Annotated in this window: 19 protein-coding genes; all 19 read right to left on the bottom strand. The window is 32.7% G+C overall.

The window, feature by feature from the left end; translation table 11 throughout:
* Positions 1 to 32: 32 nt before the first annotated feature.
* The 19 genes from G4D82_RS09795 to G4D82_RS09705 all read right to left on the bottom strand — a co-directional run bounded on the left by G4D82_RS09795 (position 33) and on the right by G4D82_RS09705 (position 18942).
* The gene (locus tag G4D82_RS09795; RefSeq protein WP_207788155.1) at positions 33 to 1010 is read right to left on the bottom strand and encodes an SRPBCC family protein; all 978 of its coding nucleotides are present in this window, start codon (positions 1008 to 1010) and stop codon (positions 33 to 35) included.
* 147 nt (positions 1011 to 1157) lie between these two features.
* A complete protein-coding gene (locus G4D82_RS09790) occupies positions 1158 to 2057 on the bottom strand; it encodes an alpha/beta hydrolase family protein (protein ID WP_166337073.1) in 900 nt (299 codons plus the stop codon).
* A gap of 191 nt (positions 2058 to 2248) precedes the next feature.
* Positions 2249 to 3016 (bottom strand): hypothetical protein, encoded by a 768-nt coding sequence (locus G4D82_RS09785; protein WP_166337072.1) that lies wholly within the window; start codon positions 3014 to 3016, stop codon positions 2249 to 2251.
* Between the two features lie 167 nt (positions 3017 to 3183).
* Entirely contained in the window at positions 3184 to 3606 is a 423-nt protein-coding gene (locus G4D82_RS09780) for a hypothetical protein (RefSeq protein ID WP_166337071.1), read from the bottom strand.
* A 285-nt stretch (positions 3607 to 3891) separates the two neighbouring features.
* Entirely contained in the window at positions 3892 to 4539 is a 648-nt protein-coding gene (locus G4D82_RS09775; RefSeq protein ID WP_166337070.1) for a DUF4919 domain-containing protein, read from the bottom strand.
* A 177-nt stretch (positions 4540 to 4716) separates the two neighbouring features.
* Complete coding sequence (locus tag G4D82_RS09770; protein WP_166337069.1) at positions 4717 to 5178, bottom strand: hypothetical protein; 462 nt, start codon at positions 5176 to 5178, stop codon at positions 4717 to 4719.
* A 151-nt stretch (positions 5179 to 5329) separates the two neighbouring features.
* Positions 5330 to 6610: a glycosyltransferase gene (locus tag G4D82_RS09765; protein ID WP_166337068.1), complete on the bottom strand. Its 1281-nt coding sequence runs from the start codon at positions 6608 to 6610 to the stop codon at positions 5330 to 5332.
* 181 nt (positions 6611 to 6791) lie between these two features.
* On the bottom strand, positions 6792 to 7382 hold the full coding sequence (locus G4D82_RS09760) for an XAC2610-related protein (RefSeq protein ID WP_166337067.1): 591 nt from the start codon (positions 7380 to 7382) through the stop codon (positions 6792 to 6794).
* 161 nt (positions 7383 to 7543) lie between these two features.
* Complete coding sequence (locus G4D82_RS09755) at positions 7544 to 8047, bottom strand: hypothetical protein (RefSeq protein WP_166337066.1); 504 nt, start codon at positions 8045 to 8047, stop codon at positions 7544 to 7546.
* Between the two features lie 152 nt (positions 8048 to 8199).
* Positions 8200 to 8748: a hypothetical protein gene (locus tag G4D82_RS09750; RefSeq protein WP_166337065.1), complete on the bottom strand. Its 549-nt coding sequence runs from the start codon at positions 8746 to 8748 to the stop codon at positions 8200 to 8202.
* Positions 8749 to 9447: 699 nt separating this feature from the next.
* Entirely contained in the window at positions 9448 to 10200 is a 753-nt protein-coding gene (locus G4D82_RS09745; RefSeq protein WP_166337064.1) for a DUF2321 domain-containing protein, read from the bottom strand.
* A gap of 158 nt (positions 10201 to 10358) precedes the next feature.
* The gene (locus G4D82_RS09740; RefSeq protein ID WP_166337063.1) at positions 10359 to 11435 is read right to left on the bottom strand and encodes a hypothetical protein; all 1077 of its coding nucleotides are present in this window, start codon (positions 11433 to 11435) and stop codon (positions 10359 to 10361) included.
* A 723-nt stretch (positions 11436 to 12158) separates the two neighbouring features.
* Positions 12159 to 14063 (bottom strand): hypothetical protein, encoded by a 1905-nt coding sequence (locus G4D82_RS09735; protein ID WP_166337062.1) that lies wholly within the window; start codon positions 14061 to 14063, stop codon positions 12159 to 12161.
* A gap of 167 nt (positions 14064 to 14230) precedes the next feature.
* A complete protein-coding gene (locus G4D82_RS09730; RefSeq protein WP_166337061.1) occupies positions 14231 to 14521 on the bottom strand; it encodes a type II toxin-antitoxin system RelE/ParE family toxin in 291 nt (96 codons plus the stop codon).
* The gene (locus G4D82_RS09725) at positions 14518 to 14766 is read right to left on the bottom strand and encodes a type II toxin-antitoxin system ParD family antitoxin (protein WP_166337060.1); all 249 of its coding nucleotides are present in this window, start codon (positions 14764 to 14766) and stop codon (positions 14518 to 14520) included. Before G4D82_RS09725 ends, G4D82_RS09730 begins: the two co-directional genes overlap by 4 nt.
* Before the next feature lie 248 nt (positions 14767 to 15014).
* Positions 15015 to 15233 carry an outer membrane protein assembly factor BamE domain-containing protein gene (gene bamE, locus G4D82_RS14570; protein ID WP_166337059.1) on the bottom strand — a complete coding sequence of 73 codons (219 nt, stop codon included), beginning with the start codon at positions 15231 to 15233 and terminating at the stop codon, positions 15015 to 15017.
* Between the two features lie 643 nt (positions 15234 to 15876).
* Complete coding sequence (locus tag G4D82_RS09715) at positions 15877 to 16380, bottom strand: hypothetical protein (protein ID WP_166337058.1); 504 nt, start codon at positions 16378 to 16380, stop codon at positions 15877 to 15879.
* 158 nt (positions 16381 to 16538) lie between these two features.
* Positions 16539 to 17159: a DKNYY domain-containing protein gene (locus G4D82_RS09710; protein WP_166337057.1), complete on the bottom strand. Its 621-nt coding sequence runs from the start codon at positions 17157 to 17159 to the stop codon at positions 16539 to 16541.
* 682 nt (positions 17160 to 17841) lie between these two features.
* Positions 17842 to 18942, bottom strand: coding sequence for a DUF418 domain-containing protein (locus G4D82_RS09705; protein WP_235924332.1), 1101 nt, complete (start codon positions 18940 to 18942; stop codon positions 17842 to 17844).
* Between the last annotated feature and the right edge of the window lie 150 nt (positions 18943 to 19092).

Here is a 19092-nt window from a genome sequence, read left to right as displayed (position 1 = left end):
ACATTGCGACGAGACCGCTGTTGGCGATAGTTTTACTTCTTTTCAGAATTTTTCTTTATATGCTCCAAAACTCTATTATGAATTTTATGGATTATTAAATTACTCCATTGTCTCCAGTATATTGCTGGCTTTATATTATGATAATACCAAGTTGTACCTTCAAGTAATGTTTTTCCATTTTGCAATTTCGTGAGTTTAAATTGTCCTTTTTTTGAAACAAAATAATCATGTAAGTGTGGAGCATCAATATTCCAAAAGCTTAATTCTTTCATTGGTGCTGGTTGTTCGTCAACATCAAATCTTAATAATTTACCTTCGTCCCATACTGTGACTGGTTCGACGAAACTTCCCGTTGTAAAATTACAATGTCTAACAGAACCGATTCCGCTACCATCTATTTTCGCATTAATTGGGTAAGCGATTCCAGTTTTAAAAATAAATTCAGTCGGCTCATCTAGTTGCGGAAATTCAATTACATTTTTCCAAACTGTAATTGGATCAGCGTTAATAATAATTGAAGTTGTTACTGAAGTTAAATCAGGTTTGATTTCTTTCTCAACAAATGAAGTTAATGGAATTAGAGCCAATAAGATAAGTAAAGCCGATGGAGTAGAAGTAGGAGTTTTTTTTATTAATGTAAATCCTAGCAAACTTCCAATCCAAGTAAACAATATTCCAATTGGAGCTGCCATTACAATACAAATTAAGCCTTCAATTGCGCAAGCAATAAGTCCAAGCGTAAATATTCCTAAGCATTGATAACCTATTTGTATGGCTTCACTTCTGGATATTTTTCTTTTATAACCGTAGAAAACTGTTGAACCAAAGCCAATAAAAATTGGAGTAAGAATAAAAAGAGCCATTCCATATTCTCCAATCCCATAAATTCCCCAGACAGTTAATAAACCAGAAATAATTCCTGTTATAATTATTGATAACCATCTTCTTTTTGACTCGCTTAATTTGTCCAAATATTCCATCGTATATTTTCTATTTTCTCCGGTTCTCAAAAATTATCGCCAACGGTTTGCCGCCACGCGACGTTGCGGAAAAGCGAACCGAGTATTCTCCGCTAAGATAGAATTTCTTCGTGAAACCAAAACGTGAAGTTAGGAAAAACCAGCAATGATCGCGTGGCGGCTGTTGTAGGCAGTGCTTTATTTTCGTTTTTTAGACTTCTTATTGTTTAACGTTTTCTGTTTTATCCACTGAATTGAAATGTCAAAAGGTGCTGTATTGCTGTCAAATGCTGTATTGTGTTCTAATGTTGAAAATAAAGTATATTCAAAAGGTTTGCCTTGAACTTTAAATATGTTTAAGTCCTCTATGCACAACTTTACAGGAATTTGTATGTCCTTCTCACCAAAAAGCCAAAGTCCAGGAATTGAAAGAGTATTCAAAGATTTTTTTGGGTCAGTCGCCACGAACTGATACTTGTCAGGGTCATTTTTAGTATGTTCACGAGCATCTGCCTCTGTATGATTTTCCCAAAAATTATTATTTCCATTAGTATAAAATTGAAATCGAAGTTGTTCCAGAGTTGTAATTGTAGGGCAACTAAACAAAACCATAAATTCTATTTGTGGATTTTTGCTTGCAGTAATTGGAATTATCCATCCTGCTTGACTGAAACCAACTAAACCAATCGGAATGCTTTTGTCTTTTAACTTTGCTCGGAATGTTTTTACTGCTTCATCTGCATCGTGAGATAACAAGTTAAGATTAGTCGTGTCTATATTATTCGTACCAACAGATGGTCCAACATACACACCTCCAGATTCCCCAACTCCACGTTTGTCATATGTCAATACGGCAATACCTTCTTTGGCAAGACGTTTTGCGAACTCCATTTCTCTTTTTACTGGGTCAGAACCGTGAACAATTACAACTGCCGCAAATGGATTTTTAGGGTTTATAATTGAACCAGCAAGAGTAACGCCTTGACTTTCAAACTTTACATCTTGAATGGCAAATTCAGTCGATTGAGAAAATACAAGTACTGGTAAGGTTATTAATGACAACCAAAGTAATAAGTTAGAAAAAAGATTTTTATTCATTTTTATTTATTAAGGAAATTCGTTTTAAGCGGTCTTTAGCATTGCCTACAACGGTTTCTAGCTACGCGACTACGCGGAATTAGCGAACCGAGTTATCTCCGCTAAGATAGAATTTCTTCGGGAAAACCAGACGTGAAATTAGGAAAAACCAGCGGTGCTCGCGTAGGTAGGGTTAGCAGCAGCTTTTATAATTATTCGGCAAACTTTGTCAAATTTGAAATATGCGTATTTAACACTTTCCTCAAATCATTTCCTTTATATTTTTCTGTAGAGTATTTTGATAATGGCAAAATTTCATTTTGCATTTTTGTCATGAGAAATGCTATTTCTTTAAGAAGATCTTTGCTTTTTTCCGTCTTCCATTTTATTTCAAATTGGTTCATCCTGTTTATATAGGATGTGATAATTCCAGCAAGTTCCTCCACATGATAAGTTGTCCGTGTGTATCGTTCCTTCAAATCGTCAGGTTTGTCCAGTTTGCTGGTATAAGCGGCATAATTTATAAGTCTATTTAAAAATCTTTTTGATTGATAAAATGGATTTTCTCTGTAAAGCTCAAATATGGTTTCATCTATAGCGCTTCCTTTTTTCATTAGACGGCTTTTGTCTGACAACTCTTCTTTAGCTTCTCTAAAATAATCAATACAAAGGTCAAACGTTTGAACAACTTGTGTGTCTGTAATAAATTTCATTTCTTTCGTTTGATTACTTATGTCCGAAAGTACACTTTCAACACGGCCTTCTATTTTAGATAAACTCGTAGAAACTTGCTCTTGTTTTCTAACTCTGAAATATTGGCCAGTCATCCAACTTACAAAAAAGAAAGTAGGCATTGCAACATTAATATAATCTGTCCATTTCTGTGGTTTTGTAGCATTACAGATATTTATAATTGTCCATATTATTGCTACTGTTAAAGGCAACCAAAATTCTTTTAATAATTGCTTTACTATTTTCATTTAAAGTGAAGTTGTTTAAAGTTGCTGCTAACGGTTTCTGGCTAGATTTCGTGGCGATTTGACAACCGAGTTTTCTCCGCTAGCACAGAACGAAAATAGGAAAATAAAACGAACAATTTACCGGAAAATTAGCCATGGAATTTAGCCAGTGTTATAGAGCGTTTGAACTATTCGGTTATTAATTCGTATGACCACAATGTTTTTTTCAACGTAAAAACATTACTAATTCCAACTGTAAATTCTTGCTCACAAAAATCTATTTTATTTCCATAAAAAACATAAAAATCCTTTTTGGAATTTTTTACTTCAAAAAGTGATGAAGAAAATGCTGGTTTATCTACTATTAATACTAACGTGCTATCAATAGAAGTTGCGCCAACATATTTACGATCGAAAATCTCTTTATCTTCTTCATCAATATTCAAAAAAGCGCATGTAAAAGTCTTTACAAGTTTTACATTTTCTTTATCTTCATACAAACTGACAGTTATTACTTTTGGCTGATATTTAAATTTATTTATGAATTTTTCCCTGCTGTTTGATATTAAATCTTGAAAGCCTTTATTTTTTATAAAGATTTCATTTTCCATTATTGGATACGATTTTACTTTTACATTTTTGAAGTTCGTAAATGCAAAATTGATAAGAATCAAAATCAGATATATTGTCAAATTTTTCATGATTTTTTTTATTTACGAGTTTCTCCACAAATGCTCTATAACGGTTTGCGGCCTTGTATAGTGGCGAAAAAGCGAACCGAGTTTTCTCCACTAAGGTAAAAAGTTCTTCGTGAAAACCAAGCTTCCGGCTAAGAAAAACCAGCCATTATACAAGACCGCGGTTATAGGCTGTTTGTCTTTAAACGTGTTTGTTTATTAGTTGATCCATAAGTCTTCAAAATATAGAGTGTCGTTGCCTTTACGCCATACACTGTAAGACTTATTATCTTCAGTGTCCAGTATTGATTCTTCACCGCCTAATAAACCCATTATTCCTTTTAAAACTAAGTCGTCTTCATTATTGGTTATTTTTACTGCAGTCTCTTTAGTCAAACCGTTGCCTGTGCTTAATATTGCGTCAAGTAAAAGTCTAAATCTAGTGTTTAAAAAATATTTGTCGGTTTGCTGTGTTTTTTCAATACAAATTTTCATACGCCATAATATAGTGAGCTCTGCTGGGTTGCGTTCTAAAATTTTCAAGCCTATCGGAATTGCTTTTTTGCATTTACCCCTAAGAGAAAACTTCAAAAATTCTGTCATTTCAGGGTCTACAAAGAATAACCGCTTAGGTCCAGCTTGTCCAAGTTGCCCATAATAAAGGTAAAACATATCGTCTTTCGTTATTGAGTCGCCGCTTTTCTTTACTTTATTAAGAAGTTTTGGGTAAAAGTATTGTGAACTAGTGTCCTTGACAACATTATCTATTTTTTCGAGAAATGATACTTGCTTTTCTCCAGTCTGCCCAAATAAATTTGTCAAACTTAATGTCAAAATAATTAGTAAATGATGTCGAAATTTATTCATTGTTTTTTTATTTATTTGTTTTGTCATCTCAAAATAGCCTATAACGGTCCGCGGCCTCGCGCAGTGGCGGATTTGCGAACCGAGTTTTCTCCACTAAGATAGAAAGTTGTTCGTGAAAACCAAGCTTCCGGCTAAGAAATTCGAGACATTGCGACGAGACCGCTGTTATAAGCCGTTTTATTTTTCGTGCCTTGTATATTTTTTAACATCTGGTCTTTGAGTATTTTGCCAAATAAAATTATATCCAGTTTCTTTTACCTCGACATCAAAATCCCTTTTTAATATAAAAATATTTTCTCTCATGCTTGCGATGAAAATGAAACAACAAACAATTAACATGCTGATTGACATTAAGAATATCATTAATATTTTTGGCACTTGAATTTTTAGAAAAAAACGATTGATAATGAATATTAATAAAGACCAAAATAAAAAGTAAACTACCAAGTCGATAATCAATTCCATTACGAAAAATTGATTAGACATTGATGTAAACCAACCATCACAAACATAGGGCAACGGAAATCCAGCCATCATCGAGTCTGGTGCGTCAACTGGAAAAACGTACCACCATTTTCTAAATACTACAAACGATATTATAGTGAATGGTAGAATTAATTTCCAAATTAATTTTTTCATTGTTTGTTGTTTTCTCAAAATGGCTTATAACGGTTGCTAGCTACGCGACGGCGCGGAATTAGCGAACCGAGTATTCTCCGCTAAGTTAGAATTTCTTCGTGAAAACTAGTCGTGAAATTAGGAAAAACCAGCGGTGCTCGCGTAGGTAGGGTTATGTGCCGTATTTTTTTGTTTCATTAAAGAATTTTTCAATTTCAATTATTGCATTGTCAAGTCCATTTTCGTTTCTGATTAGTTGCCCAACTATTGAAACATTTTTTTCTATTTCCTTTGTTTGAGCTTTCTGAATAGCTGAAATTAATTTGTCAGCCGATAACGTTTTTACAGGTATATGAACACCTAATTTCTTACGCTCAATTATTTTCCCCCAAGTTGGTTGGTCTGTATAAAACGAAACAATGATCACTGGTAAATTGTGTCTTAACATTGTGGCTAATGTTCCTGCTCCACCGTGAAAAACTCCAAGTTTGCACTGTGGTAAAATCATTTCGTGATTCACATACTTCGTAACAAATAAATTGTCGTGTTTTGGCAAATCGTCAAATTGCGACCAGCCTGTGCAAAACAAAATTCGTTCATTGGTTTTCTCTAAAACTTGCGTCAAAAGTTTAGAAAACTTTTCTGTGTTACCAACTCCATTGCTGCCGAAACCGATATAAATGGGTTTGTCGCCATTAGATAACCACTCAGAAAGTTTACTCGTTGTTTGGTCTAAAAAATGAGTTTCTCGTTTGTGTTTTGGGATATTGATAAACCCAGTTATTTTATGGTGGCTTTCCCAGTCTTTGGGTTGTGAAATCAATGACTGACTTAAACAGTACAAGTCCAATATTTTTTGTTTGTCAAGATAGGTTATTAAGTTCTCTTTTAATTCAGGCAAACCCAGTTCTTTTCTGTATTCGTTTGTGTCTTGTTTTATGAATTTCCAAAAGAAACTTTGTGCAATTTTATAAGTGAGTTTGTTGTACCAAGGAAAGTTTAAAAAATCAAAGTCGGCTAATGGAAATTCAGTCGTTGGAACAACTGGTGGCATAAAATAAGTTAACGCCACTTTCTTATTCTGTTTTTCAGCAATAGCACTTACAATTGGAAGTGTCATTGAGTTGGCAATGATAAAATCAACTTTTGAAATTGCTTCATAATAGCTTTTTCTCAAAGGTTCTCTATTGTCGTGAAGCACTTTAAAATAATACTGCATTAATTTTATTGAGTTTTCTGTCTGCAATATGCTTTGTCCTTCTTTTGAGTTCATCATTGTTTCTGCATTTCCCCAAAGTGGCTGAAATGCAACTCCAAATCCTTCAACAAAGTCTTTAAAATCTTCCGTTGCAGAGAGAGTTACCTTATGTCCTTTGTCCATAAGTCCAAGAGCCAATGCAACATATGGTTGTAAATCGCCTCTTGTTCCGTATGTAAATATTCCTATGTTCATTTATTGTTGTCTGTCAGTTTGAGCGTTGTAGTAATATGGCACATAACGGTTTGCAGCCACGCGACGTCGTGGAATAAGCGAACCGAGTTGTCTCCGCTAAGATAGAATTTCTTCGTGAAAAAAAGAGTAGAGGCTAAGAAAAACCAACGATGATCGCGTGGGTGCGGTTATATGCAGCTTTTCATTCTACATAAGTTCTATTAATTACTTTCCAATTTTTGTTTTTTGAATCGTATTTGTAAACTGTTTTACAATCTTGATATGCGTTGGCATGAACAATTGTTGTAAGAGTTTCTTTTTTTGCATCTATGATTGAAGGAAAGAATTCAACTTGATTACTCAAATATTCATTAAAAATAAATTTAGAATTATCGCTTTGCAAATAGTAGGAGTAGAGAGGCCCACCATTTCCTCCGGAATCTTTTTTAATTGCAAAATCCTCTTTTCCATCAAAGTTGTAATCGGCGATAATTAAATCGCCAAAATCATTATCATTTCCTGGGAGCTTATTTCTAATCGACATTGTATAGGATCTTACTGTCGAACAATCTTTAAAATCTTTTTCAAATATAGATTCAGAATCAAAATTTATGGATTGAATAGCTTGAGTATGTTTATTGATTATCGACAACGATATTTTGCATTCTGCATCTTTTATACGTTGTAATTCAATTTTAAAATTGAAATCTTTCGATAAGTTTTTATGAAGGCAATTTTGCCCATTTACAACTAGGGAACAAATGAAAAAAAGAAAGACAATTTTGATTTTCATGTTGTATTTTTTAAAGTTGCATATAACGGTTGCTAGCTACGCGACGGCGCGGAATTAGCGAACCGAGTTTTCTCCGCTAAAGATATAATTTCTTCGTGAAAAATAGGCGAGAAGTTAGGAAAAACCAGCGGTGTTCGCGTAGGTAGGGTTAGCAGCAGCTTTTATTTCAAATTTACATGTTTTACTTCTCCATTTAGAATGAAATATTTTATTTTTTCAAATCCTGAAGATTCTTTAATGAGAATATTTTCATTTTTTTTGAATGCGAATTGTATGAAGTCATTTTTATTGAAATCTAAACCATTTCTCATTTCGATGTCAACATCATATTTCTGATTGTCAAAAATTAATCGAACAAAAGCTCGCTGTTTTGGTAAGTTATAAAAACATATTTCTTTCAATGAGTTATAATTTAATTTATAGCTTTTTTTTTCAGTCCTAAATTCTACATTGTCTTCAAAAAAAAGCAGGATATTATTATCATTATTTACTTTTAAGAGTATGTAAATTATAAGACAAATTGAAATAATTGCTTCAATGAATTTATATGTGCTATTTTCCAAACATATGCATATGATAATAGAAAAAAGTATGACGTAAAGCAAAATATAATACTTGTGTATTGGATTTAATTTAGCAATAAAATCGTATTCTTCTTGTGTCATTTTTAGCTGTATGTTTTAAACTTGCTGCTAACGGTCCGCGGCCTCGCGCAGTGGCGGTTTTGCGAACCGAGTTTTCTCCACTAAAGATAGAATTTCTTCGTGAAAAATAGAGTAGAGGCTAAGAAATTTGAGACATTGCGACGAGACCGCTGTTAGCAGTAGTATTTTTTTATACCATTTTCATATAACTCATTAAATTCTTCCCAGAAATCTTTCCAAAGCATTTTGTCATTTTCATTATCAAAAATTCTTTCAGGTTGTTTTTTAAAAAAATCTTTAACTTCTTCAGCAACATTCAAGACTTGTTTAGCAAAATCTATTTTAGGAATTTCAACAGATAAATTTGAAAATTCAATAAAATCATTATCACTAACACCAAATTGTTTTTTTATGTTTTTGATTTTTATTAAATCATTCTCATGTGTTAAGTCTAAATATATTCCGATTGGACAACTTAACATTAATAGCTCACCACAATGTAAAATTAAATCATAATTTTCATTAGCAATGTGATTTGATTCTATGCATCTTAATAAATTCAGAGTTGAAGTATTGATTGTCCAATCCAATTCGTCATTTTCACATAAAATCTTCACATTTTTAATAATTAATTCAAACTTACCATGTGAACATAAATCTTTTCTAGAGTCATTTTTGGAAATCCATTCCTGATTTAAAATTTTTATAGTGAAGTGCGTCATAATATTACTGCTAACGGTTTCTGGCTAGATTTCGTGGCGGCTTGACGGCCGAGTTTTCTCCACTAGCACAAAACGAAAATAGGAAAATAAAACGAACAATTCACCGGAAAATTAGCCATGGAATTTAGCCAGTGTTACAAGGCGGTTTTCTTATTTATTCCAATTTTCACGCTCTGATTTTCCATTTTCAATTGCGTTTAGTTTTTCAACTCCAACTTTCCATTTTCAATTGCGTTTAGTTTTTCTATTCTAATTTTCACGTTCCAATTTTCACGTTCCAATTTTCAAGTTTAATTTGCGTTTAGCTTTGCAACTTCAATTTTCACGTTCTAATTTTCAAGTTGACTTTGTGTTTAGCTTTACAACTTCAATTTTCAAACTCCAACTTTCCAGTTTCGTTTGCGTTTAGTTTTTACAATTTCAATTTTCAAATCCAATTTTCAAATCCAATTTTCAAATCCAATTTTCAACTCCAGTTTTGAAGTTTCATTTGCGTCAAATATGCAGTTTTCAACTTTCCAATTTTAGCTTCAAAGTTCCGTTTTTCTAAACTGAATTGTAACGGTTTGCGGCCTTGTATAGTGGCGGAATTAGCGAACCGAGTTTTCTCCACTAAGGTAAAAAGTTCTACGTGAAAACCAAGCTTCCAGCCAAGAAAAACCAGCCATTATACAAGACCGCGGTTAGTGGCAGATTTTGTTAGTGCCCTTTTGGTATTATTTTCACCTTAACTTTCATTTCTTTTGATTCATCGTTTAAATCATTTTCTAGACCTCGAGGATTTGTTATATATCCTTCAGGGTCGTAGACAAAACAATAAAGTAATTTACAATCTGGATGAGTTTTATATTTAGCAATGTCAATAATTAATTGCTCTCCAAGTTGTTTTGTTTTTAGCGTACTTCTTGTTTTCTTAATTTCTATTACAATTTTCTCGTTCTTAAGTAAGAAATCAGAACGAGTAGAACCGCCAGCATAACTTGGATTCCATTCTTCAGATCTAATATCATCATAATATAATCTCAAGAGTGAATGCATTAAATCTTGAGTGTCATATTCGTCTTTTATATCTAATGTTGATCTCTCATCATATCTTTGTCTAATTTGTTTAGCAACTAGATGAAATCGGTCCATTATTGTTTCCAATAACAGAATATCATCTTTATCAGTACTTATATTAGTTTTTGATATTAATTTCTTTTTTGAGCGCCACGGGAAATCTTTCCCACAATGCTTACAAATATCTGGAACTGGCGTTGGCCCGCCGCCAACACTAAAAACATTTTCAACATGATAATCTCCTTGAATATCATTCTTGCAATTAGGGCAACTTTTTAATGTTGAAGCACCGCAAACTGTACAAAATGATTTATTGAATTCAGGACTTCTATAGTAAGAGTCATTAACTCCATGTCCATTTTCACAAACTAAATAAGCGTCATATTTTCCCATTCTGTTCTTTTAAATTTGCCACTAACGGTTTGCGGCCTTGTATAGTGGCGGATTCGCGAACCGAGTTTTCTCCACTAAGGTAAAAAGTTCTTCGTGAAAACCAAGTTTCCGGCTAAGAAAAACCAGCCATTATACAAGACCGCGGTTAGCAGAAGATTTTAAAAATTATATTCACTATTTAGGTAAATATTCTTCAATGAAAAGTCAATATCTGCGGATCTTGTGGAAGAGTAAATATCGAATCCAACTATTATAGCGTTTTCATATGTACAGTCTTTTGGAGGTGCAGGAAGATATTCTTCTATTAGAGGTTTATAATTAAATTCGATGGTTGTCCAATTGCCCGGATAAACAGTTAAGTTTGGAGTGATTCCCATCCTATATCCATGAAGTAGTATTCTGGGATTTGCAGGATTGGTATCTTGCCAAAAGATATTGTCATTAGGATTTCCATTCAAATCTGTACCATTAGCTCCTCCTTTATTAGAGAAAATAACTCCAACTAAGTCAGTCCTTCTTTTTGTGCCGTCTTTCCAATATTCAATTCTTAAATCAGCTGTTAGATAGGTTTGTGTTTCTAGTGTATTTGGCGATTGATAATTGTTAAAGTGTTCAGTTTTAATATCGAATTTTGGTCTGATATAAGCAAGTTCATTAAGTTTATATTGTTTTTTAAATGACCAGCTGCCGAGATCCCATTGGTTACGCCAATGTTCAAAGACTATAGCTACCTCTCTTAATAAATGATCTGACGATAACTGTTTGGCACTGTTTATTAACTTGAACTCTAAAGGAGTGCCACCGAACCCATTTTGCACCCAAACAGCAAAACCCGGATAATTAATTCCGTTACCACCATATTGGCTATTTTTATAACCTTCAGAAATTATTTTAAATGAAAACGCCGTTTCATTAGGAGATTGAATTAAGCCATTGGTTGTCATATAATGGTATGGATAAGTTGGATAAGGCATTCCTAAATAATCAGCTTCAGACAAATCACTTAAAGCTGCAATTGCAGGTTGGTTTGGCGTATCATCAAGACCATTTTGAAGATTTTGATGAATGAAAGATCTTTTTGTAACTCCGTTATCATTCCATAACATATTAAATGGTATTCCGCTTGCCAACCTATTTTGTGTAGCGTTTACATTTTTTTCGTATTCATCTCTAGAGATATTATTGTCGCATGAGACAAGTAAAACTAGATTTAATAGTAAAATAATTTTTTTCATGATTTGTAGTTTTTGGTTAAATTTTCTGCTAACGGTCTCTGGCTAGATTTCGTGGCGGTTTGACAACCGAGTTTTCTCCACTAGCACAAAACGAAAATAGGAAAATAAAACGAACAATTTACCGGAAAATTAGCCATGGAATTTAGCCAGTGTTAACAGGCGGTTTTCTTATTTATTCCAATTTTCAGGTATCATTTGCGTTTTGCTTTTCCGCTCCAATTTTCACGTTACTACTTTCAAGTTTCGTTTGAGTTTCGCTTTGCAGCTTCAATTTTCACGTTCCAATTTTCAGGTTTCGCTTGTGTTTAGTTTTGCAATTCCAGCATTCCAGTTTCGCTTGCGTTTCGCATTTCTAATCCAACTTTCCAGTTTCTTTTGCGTTTAGCTTTGCAACTTCAATTTTCACGTTCCAATTTTCAGGTTTCGTTTGCGTTTAGCTTTGCCATTCCAACTTTCCATTTTCGTTTGCATTTAGCTTTGCCATTTCCATTTTCAGATTCCAACTTTCCAGTTTCTTTTGCGTCAAATTATGCAGTTTTCAACTTTCCAATTATGTTTCAGTATTCCGATTTTCTAAACTGACTGTTAACGGTTCGCGGCCTCGCGCAGTGACGGATTTGCGAACCGAGTTTTCTCCGCTAAAGATAGAATTTCTTCGTGAAAAATAGAGTAGAGGTTAAGAAATTCGAGACATTGCGCGAGACCGCTGTTGGCTGCAGTTGATTACTTTTTGAATGGATTAAATTTTCCATTTTCTAGTTCGTTTTCAAACAACTCTCTTTCATACTGGATCTTTAAAATTACATCGTTCAGACTATTGTCTGTTTCTAAATGTTTAATGATAGACCTTATAAAGTTGCCTGAATATTGTTTTAATTTCCAAGCATAATATTTAAGCAGCGTACTGTCAAAATGAGCGTTATGAACAATTAGATTTCTAAATCGATATATCATTAGGATGTCGTCCTGAGTTTGCTGTAATTGAGCTTTGATAATTTTTTTTGTTTCAGTTACATCTTTAAAAAATTTCATTGCATTTTCTATCTCTATCCTAAAATACTCATTTGTTTCATAATTCTTAATGTCGTCTAGATTATTGATAAATTTTTCCAAATAAATCTGTCCTTTGGTAATATTTAAGTTTGCTTTTTCGATTAGCTCTTTAGGTAGTTCTATTTTAGGTTTTCCAAAAATAATTTGAGATTGATTAGCATAATGCCAATAGAGTTCCCAGCCGTATTCGTATACTAAATGAGGAATCTGATTGGATGAAATTATTTCTTGAATTATATAAAATTTGTTGTTTTTAGGAGGGTTTATTATATCCTTAAATATTTTGCTATCATAAAATAAATTCTCGATTGAAATCCAGTAATTCAAAAGTTTATCTTCATCTTTTAATGATTCTTGAGCCTTACGGTACCAGTGTATTGCGTTTCGCAATTTCAAAACGCTTGGATTTGTTTCGTTCTGATTTTCCCAGAAGAAGTTCTTTCCTTTTAACTCTTTAAAGTCAGGCTCTATTTCGCTGAAATTTAAAGAATTGTGAAATCTTGTGTGACGAGCTCCTGTGTCATTACTACTTGACCAATAAATCCACTCATTTTCGTGGACAATTATATATCTTGAATAATCAATTTCTAAAGGTGTCTGGGTATTATAATAGCAACTAATTAAATCAAGAGCATTTTCTAAACGACTTATTGCAGAATTTATTGATGACTCGGGACTTAAGTATTTGACTGGTACAGCTGCTTGTAAAAAAATTAAATCTCCATTATCTTTGATTCGTTGAAGATTTTCTCGGTCATCATCTAAATCCTCGGGTAGAGAGGTGTACCTTTTTTTATCAATTGAGTAAAACGTAACACCGCCAACTTCTATACATACATTTCCTTTTAGACCTTTAACAGTGAAGATATAGTGAGCATCTAAAGGTTTTTTATAGTAAAAATTAGATAATGATTTAATTCTTTTTTCGACAGTAAGGTTATTCATTAACGAGATTACATCGTTATAGAATTTATCTTCGGTTTTTCCATTTATTTTTTCATAATCTCGGTAATCAATACCATGAGGAAAGTCGGTAACTGTTCTACCATCATCTTCATGTTCATAGTCAGAAAACAGTTTTTTAGGAAACTGTTTAATATCATTGACCGAATAGTTTTTCTTAATAAATTCAACAATAATTACTTGTGAAATATATTTTATTTCATTGATAGAATCTCTTGTCATCGGTTCTTCCGTCACTAATAATTCAACTAATTTTGACAAACAGCTATCAAAGTATTTTCCATTGGTAAAACTAATTTTTAGCTCTTTTAAAATTTGTACAATGAATTGTGTTTTGTTTGAGTTGAAATTTTTTCGAAGTATTCTAAAGGCTGAATTAAACTCACTTTTGATTACTGAATCATTTCTAAAGAAATTGTCGAGTTGTCTGTAAAGGAATTTTTTGTTATCTGTATTTTGAAATGAATTTTCTTCTATTTCCGTTAAAATGTCTTCAATTAAGATATGAGGATTGTAAAGGTTTAGTCCAAGATTTGATTTCTTAAGAAAATTATTTATTAAGTTTTGCCAAAGTTCTTGCCAAAAATCTATTCTTTGTTCAGAATGAGTCATGATTTAGTAGTGTTCGTTCAATTGCAGCCAACGGTTGCTAGCTACGCGACGGCGCGGAATTAGCGAACCGAGTATTCTCCGCTAAGATAGAATTTCTTCGTGAAAACCAGACGTGAAATTAGGAAAAACCAGCGGTGCTCGCGTAGGTAGGGTTATATGCCGTTTCTCTACAAACGATTAGGAATGTCCATCATTTGATGTAAAACTCTGACTATTTCTACTATTCCATCATCTGCCTTTTTGTAGATGATTAAGTGTGATTTCATTTTGGCTTGTCTATAACCAGATTTTATCTTTCCAATATCTTTTCCGCTTTCAAAATCTTCGATTATGTAATTAATCTCTTGATAAATTAATCTATAGTAACGGTCAGCTTGTTCAAGTGACCAATTCTCAAAAGTATATAGCCAAATCCTATCAATGTCTTCTAGCGCTTTTCCGCTTATTCTATATTTCACTTTGATAGGTGTTTTTTATGAAGTTTAGCCAAATGAGTCTCAGGATTAAAGTCAGACACGAATCCACTTTTTTCACCCAAATCAATTTCGTGTCTCAATCGTTTGATTTTTTCTTCTTCTACTTCGAGTAATCTCAAAGCTGATCTAACAACTTCGCTCGCAGAAGAAAATCTACCAGAAGAAACTTCCTCACTGATGAACCTTTCAAAATGATCGCCTAAAATTACAGATGTGTTCTTAGCCATGATTAAAAATATTTTTTCAAATATACCAGATTCTGGTACAAGTTCAAATTTATTTACGATTTTTTTGAAATGGCATATAACGGTTTCTAGCTACGCGACTACGCGGAATTAGCGAATCGAGTTTTCTCCACTAAGATAGAAAGTTCATCGTGAAAACCAAGCGTTAGATTAAGATAAACCAGCGTTGCTCGCGTAGGTAGGGTTATAGCCAGTGCTTTTTAGATAAATCTACATTCCCTTTCCTAAATTTATAAATCTATTGGCGTATGCATCAATGTCATTTTTACAAGATTGTCTTTGTCAAAGTAGATACTCAAAAGTTTTTTCTGCTTATCTTCTGTATCTTGAATTTTATATTCTAAATAAAGTAGTTTGTCTTCTTCTATAATTTCGCTACTATTTGGTTTTCCTAGAAATGAAAGAATCTGCAGTTTTGAATAACCTAATAACGATAAATTATTGACCAAACAATTTCCAACTTCGCTGTTATAATAATACGTATTTCTAAAATTATTAGTTCCTGGAGAATCTATTTTTCATTGCTTGGAAAATTCTTTTAAGTCGATAGCTTTACGACTTTGACGAACACAGCTAATATTAATAAAAAATTATAGCAATCATAAATGTCCGTTTCATATTAGGTTATTTATTAAATATGTTCCAAACGATTGAACTAAATGACAAAATAATTCCCATTAGATTTATAAAAAACAATCTTCTATTTTTAATTTCTGAATTATTTTTGTTCGTCAGTATTGTATAAATTCCCATTATAAAAAGTGTAAAAAACATTAAAGTTGGAAAGAGCATTATACTGCAAAATTCACATTTAAAATTTTCTTTAAAAGCGGAAGAAAAAATAATAAATAAAAAATATGTCAAAACGCCTGAAAAAATAATATTCAAAATTGCCAATATGTGGATTCTAGGTAATTTCATTTTGTTCAATTAGTCAAATTATTTATTCCGTTGCGCTAGCATTGGCTATAACGGCTTCTGGCTAGATTTCGTGGCGGCTTGACGGCCGAGTTTTCTCAGCTAGCACAGAACGAAAATAGGAAAATAAAACGAACAATTTACCGGAAAATTAGCCATGGAATTTAGCCAGTGTTAACGGTTGTTGCTATCAAAGTAATCACGAATTTCCTTATTTAACGTTATAAACTCGTTGAACAGTTCGTGTGCTTTTTTTTGTTTGATTTCTCCACTTGAATTCATAACATTTAAGTAATTCCAATTCTCCACTGAAGTTGGCGTAAGTATCATTTCACTTCCTTCCTTTTTTTTGAATTTAATAATTGCTGATTGATGTAATGGCAAGTGAGCAAAAGCATTTCGGATATTTGATATTAATTGTATTTTCTCGATGATTTTTTTATCAAAATTTTCAATATTCCTTAATATTTTGAGTTTAGCTCCAAAAGCTATAATAGTTGAATTTAAAATTATATTTTCAAATGCATCAACATTTTTTGGATCTATATGTTTTGTTATTGCATTATCAATTCTATATTCAATTTGCGTCATTCTGTCTATTACCCAACCACGAATCTCTTCAGCGTTAAGTTCAGAAAAAGAATTTTTGTTTGATGGTTTTAGCCTTTTATCGTCCATGTTTTTTTGCAATAACCGTTAACGGTTTCTGGCTAGATTTCGTGGCGGTTTGATAACCGAGTTTTCTCCACTAGCACAGAACGAAAATAGGAAAATAAAACGAACAATTTACCGAAAAATAGCCATGGAATTTAGCCAGTGTTGTAGGCAGTTAGAGTTTATTCAATTTTAAAATCACCGTATGTATAAGTATGATTTTTATCTTTTGCTGTTGAATAGTTTATCACTTCAAATGAATTATAATCAATCATTTCTAAAACTTTATTTTCGTAGATTATTTTACTTTTAGTCTTTCCCCATTGCTCGTCAATTGGCTTAAAATCTTTAACATCATCAAGTTTTAATTTTTGATAACCGAAAATTAGATATTCACCATCAGTTGACCAAGGATAACTAAACAATTTGATTTTATTGATATTTACACCATCAATTTTCCAATCGTCAGGTGTATTATAAAAGCCAAAGAAAAACAGTGAATTTTTATCTTTGAATAAGTAATTCCCTAAATATTTAAATGTTTTTGGATCACAACTTTTAACAACTTGACCATTATAAAATACGCTCTCTTTATCTTTTCCTAATGTTCCATTTACATCTTCATATTCTAAGCTCTCAAAAGTTTTAGAATCTGCTTCAGCAATTAATTCTTTCGACATTTCAAATCCGCCACCTCTATTGCATTTAAAATAAACAGATTCATTTTCAATGATATATTTTTCTTCACAGCTATAAAGACTAAGAATCAAAAATAGAATTAGGTAAACATTGGTTTTTCTCATTCAAAATATTTTTTGTTTTTAACTCTGGTGCTGACTAATTGCCTACAACGGTTTCTGGCTAAATTTCGTGGCGGTTTGACAGCCGAGTTTTCTCCGTTAGCACAAAACGAAAATAGGAAAATAAAACGAACAATTTACCGGAAAATTAGCCATGGAATTTAGCCAGTGTTAACAAGCGGTTTTCTTATTTATTTCAATTTTCACGTTCCAACTTTCGGTTTTGTTTGCGTTTCGCTTTTCCATTCCAATTTTCATATTCCAACTTTCCAGTTTCATTTGCGGTTAGCTTTTCGATTCCAATTTTCACATTCCAACTTTCCAGTTTCATTTGCGGTTAGCTTTTCGATTCCAATTTTCACGTTGCAACTTTCAAGTTTCGTTTGCGTTTCGCTTTTCGATTCCAATTTTCACGTTCCAATTTTCACGTTTTGTTTGAGTTTCGCTTTTCAACTCAAACTTTGAAGTTTCATTTGCGCTAAACTATGCGGTTTTTATTTTCCAATTTAAGCTTCAACGTTTCGTTTTTCCTAAACTGATTGTTAACGGTTTCTGGCTAGATTTCGTGGCGGTTTGATAACCGAGTTTTCTCCACTAGCACAGAACGAAAATAGCAAAATAAAACGAACAAATTACCGGAAAATTAGCCATGGAATTTAGCCAGTGTTACCTGCTGGGCTTTTTGTCATCCCGATATTTTTCTCATTAATGTTTCTAATGGACCATTTTTAAATTTCCTGCTCCAAAAAATACTAAATAGAATACTGAAAATATAAAAAATGATTGAATATGTAAGTATGTATATTGAAGAAGTTGGTTTTTCGTCTTCAAGTAAGCCTGTATAGTGTTTATCTGTCAAGTATGCAATAATAATCATTCCAATAGTCAAATGAATAACGTAGTGAGAAAGTGTCATTTGTCCTGTTTTTTGTAAGGCTAAAACGAGTTTATTATTTGAAAATTTCTCTCCGATTACCATACAAATTGGAATTACCATAAATGCAAAAGCTATTGTCACCAATACGAAAGGTAAATAAGGCGGAAAATATTCAGCCATAATGTAATAGCTCCAAAATGGATTGAAAAAATGTTGCCGAACCATTAAACGCAATGCTTGAATGGTTATAAAAACCACAAGTCCAATTAGGAAAATATTTCGTTTGATAAGTTTGTCTTGCCAGTTTATTCTTCCAAGCCACATTCCAATAAGAAAGTAGGAAATCCAAGGAAATATTGAATTCCAACCATTATAAAAGGTGTTTCTCAAAAATCCAATTGGTGTCCAAAAATCTTTGTATTTAAAAGTGCTGAAATCCCAACTTGTGTCAATTGGAATAACAAAAAGTAAGAAATGAAAAATAATGATTGCTAATAAAGCACCCAGTAAATAATAACGTTTCGGGACGAAAAGCAGAAAAGCCGCCAAGTGCATATAACCACCATAAAAATGTAAAATGTCACCCGACCACCAATTGTATAGTAATAATCCCATTGCAAATAAAAACCAAGAACGTTTTAGAATTTTTGATTTTAAAGTTGCCTTTTCTTGTTTGCTGTAATTTTTTCTGTTTGTCATTAATGAAACACCCATTCCAGCACAAATGATAAAAATAGCAGTTGAGTTTCCAGTAAAAATATTTAGAAAGTGTCCAACGAAATCAGTTGGCGCCATTGTTGCACCAAAACTGAAATTAAAATTTACAATAAACATTCCAAAAATAGCGTATGCTCTTGCTATGTCAAATCCGATTATTCGTTGTTGCATTTTGTCTCCTTTGTCTGTCATTGTTCGCTTCGGTTAGCCTTGCAGGTAACGGTTTCTGGCTAGATTTCGTGGCGGCTTGACGGCCGAGTTTTCTCCACTAGCACAAAACGAAAATAGGAAAATAAAACGAACAATTCACCGGAAAATTAGCCATGGAATTTAGCCAGTGTT

Source organism: Flavobacterium lotistagni (genome assembly GCF_011392125.1).
GTDB lineage: Bacteria > Bacteroidota > Bacteroidia > Flavobacteriales > Flavobacteriaceae > Flavobacterium > Flavobacterium lotistagni.
Note: the sequence above shows the minus strand (reverse complement) of the source record. Positions and strands in the feature narration are given on the sequence as shown.